This is a genomic window from Thermoflexus sp. (assembly GCF_025055495.1).
Classification (GTDB): Bacteria; Chloroflexota; Anaerolineae; order Thermoflexales; family Thermoflexaceae; genus Thermoflexus.
Genome location: NZ_JANWXB010000320.1, coordinates 1 through 1,481, shown reverse-complemented (window position 1 = coordinate 1,481; position 1,481 = coordinate 1). Strand labels below are relative to the sequence as shown.

2 protein-coding genes and 1 tRNA gene are annotated in these 1,481 nt (G+C 61.3%); all 3 read left to right on the top strand.

From position 1 onward, the window contains the following. Nucleotides 1-383: 383 nt before the first annotated feature. Entirely contained in the window at nucleotides 384-740 is a 357-nt protein-coding gene (locus NZM16_RS10230) for a DUF4870 domain-containing protein (protein ID WP_295480249.1), read from the top strand. Between the two features lie 34 nt (nucleotides 741-774). After that, nucleotides 775-1,011, top strand: coding sequence for a hypothetical protein (locus NZM16_RS10225; protein ID WP_295480247.1), 237 nt, complete (start codon nucleotides 775-777; stop codon nucleotides 1,009-1,011). A 9-nt stretch (nucleotides 1,012-1,020) separates the two neighbouring features. Then, nucleotides 1,021-1,092 (top strand) — tRNA-Gln (locus NZM16_RS10220). The last annotated feature ends 389 nt before the right edge of the window (nucleotides 1,093-1,481 follow it).

Genomic DNA, 1,481 nt, shown 5'->3' with positions numbered 1-1,481 from the left:
CGTCTTACGATTGGCGAACCATGGCCCTCCCCAAGAGCACGTCTGAACATCCGTTTGGATATGGGTGTCGATTTGCGGGCGGCTCCTCTTCCGATCGATCTTCAGACATGCTCTATACTTACCACATAACCGGCGAGGAGGGCTTTTGGGGCAACGTCCCACCACTGCCCGAAGGAGGCCTCCGCTTCCTTTTGTGGACGCTTTGTGGACGCCAGATATCAAAAATTATAACCCGGATTCACAAATTTCGGCAACGGCCCGGGAAGCTGGGCGCGTCCAAGATCGATCGGAATGGAACCTGGAGGATTTTGAAGGGATCCCCGACGGTCTTGAGACGCACCTACCGAAGGGGTCGGAGCCCCAAGCCCAAACAGGAGGCCGAGATGCTGATGAACATCCGGAAAGCGCCTGCAGAGGAGGCCGGGGATCAGGATCGCCTGATGGCCCTGCTGGCTTACATCATCGGGATCATCGTCCCCCTCATCATCCTGCTCACCGACATGAAGAACCGGCCCTTCCAGAAATATCACGCCGTCCAGGCCCTCATCGCCGATGTCGCCCTGATCCTGCTCGTCTTCGTCCTGGGGCTGATCCCCATCATAGGCTGCATCACCCCTCTCCTGAGCCTGGCGGCCCTCGTCCTGTTCATCTACTGGGGGATCCAGGCCTACCAGGGGAACTATTTCGAGATCCCGATGGTCACCGCCTTCGCCCGTCAACAGGGTTGGCTTCCCCAGTAGGGCTGCGCTACCGGCTGAGGGGGATGCTGGGAAGATGGCTTCTTCCATCAGGACCCTCCCCGAGGCCCAAGGGGCCTCGGGGAGGGTGGAGGCCTCCAATCTGCCTATCGAGTTACACGGGGTGATCTTGGCGCGGGCGATCCGCCTCGATCATGCGGAGCCCGTGGCGGAATTCGGCGCCATGGTTGAGATCCGGCGCCTGAGGTTGCTGCTACAAAAGAGCAACCCAGCCTTTATGCAGCCTGGCCGATCGCCGGATGATGCGCTATAATTTAAGTGGTGGGGAGTCGTCTAAGGGGCAGGACACCGGCCTTTGGAGCCGAGGGTGGAGGTTCGAGTCCTCCCTCCCCAGACCCCAGGCCCGGCCTGAACCGCCGGGCCTTTTGTTTTGGACCTACTCGATCGCAAACCCGGGCTGTGGATCCTGCGCTCCGGACTCAGGCTGCAGTTCGCTTCAGAAGCACTCATAGCCTATGCTCTGAACCCCTGTTGCTGGCTGAACCCGGCTCCAGGCCTGGGTTTAGGTTAGGGCTTCGCGCCCGCCCACCACCCCCAAAGTTTCAGATCCCCCACGCTGCCTCGCAGCGTGGAGGGGGAGGATCGGGCCCGTTCTGCCATCGGGCAGCCCTCGCCTTGAACCACGCGAACACCGGGCACGAGCCGGATGGAATGGACCGCTCAGGCCCCGGACGATGCCCATCATCCGGATGGACGATCTATCGAACGCCACCGGCGGAGGAT

Excerpts from the sequence above, each read along its gene's own strand:
- NZM16_RS10230 (WP_295480249.1), top strand. The coding sequence starts at position 384 with ATGCTGATGAACATCCGGAAAGCGCCTGCAGAGGAGGCCGGGGATCAG.
- NZM16_RS10225 (WP_295480247.1), top strand. The coding sequence starts at position 775 with ATGGCTTCTTCCATCAGGACCCTCCCCGAGGCCCAAGGGGCCTCGGGG.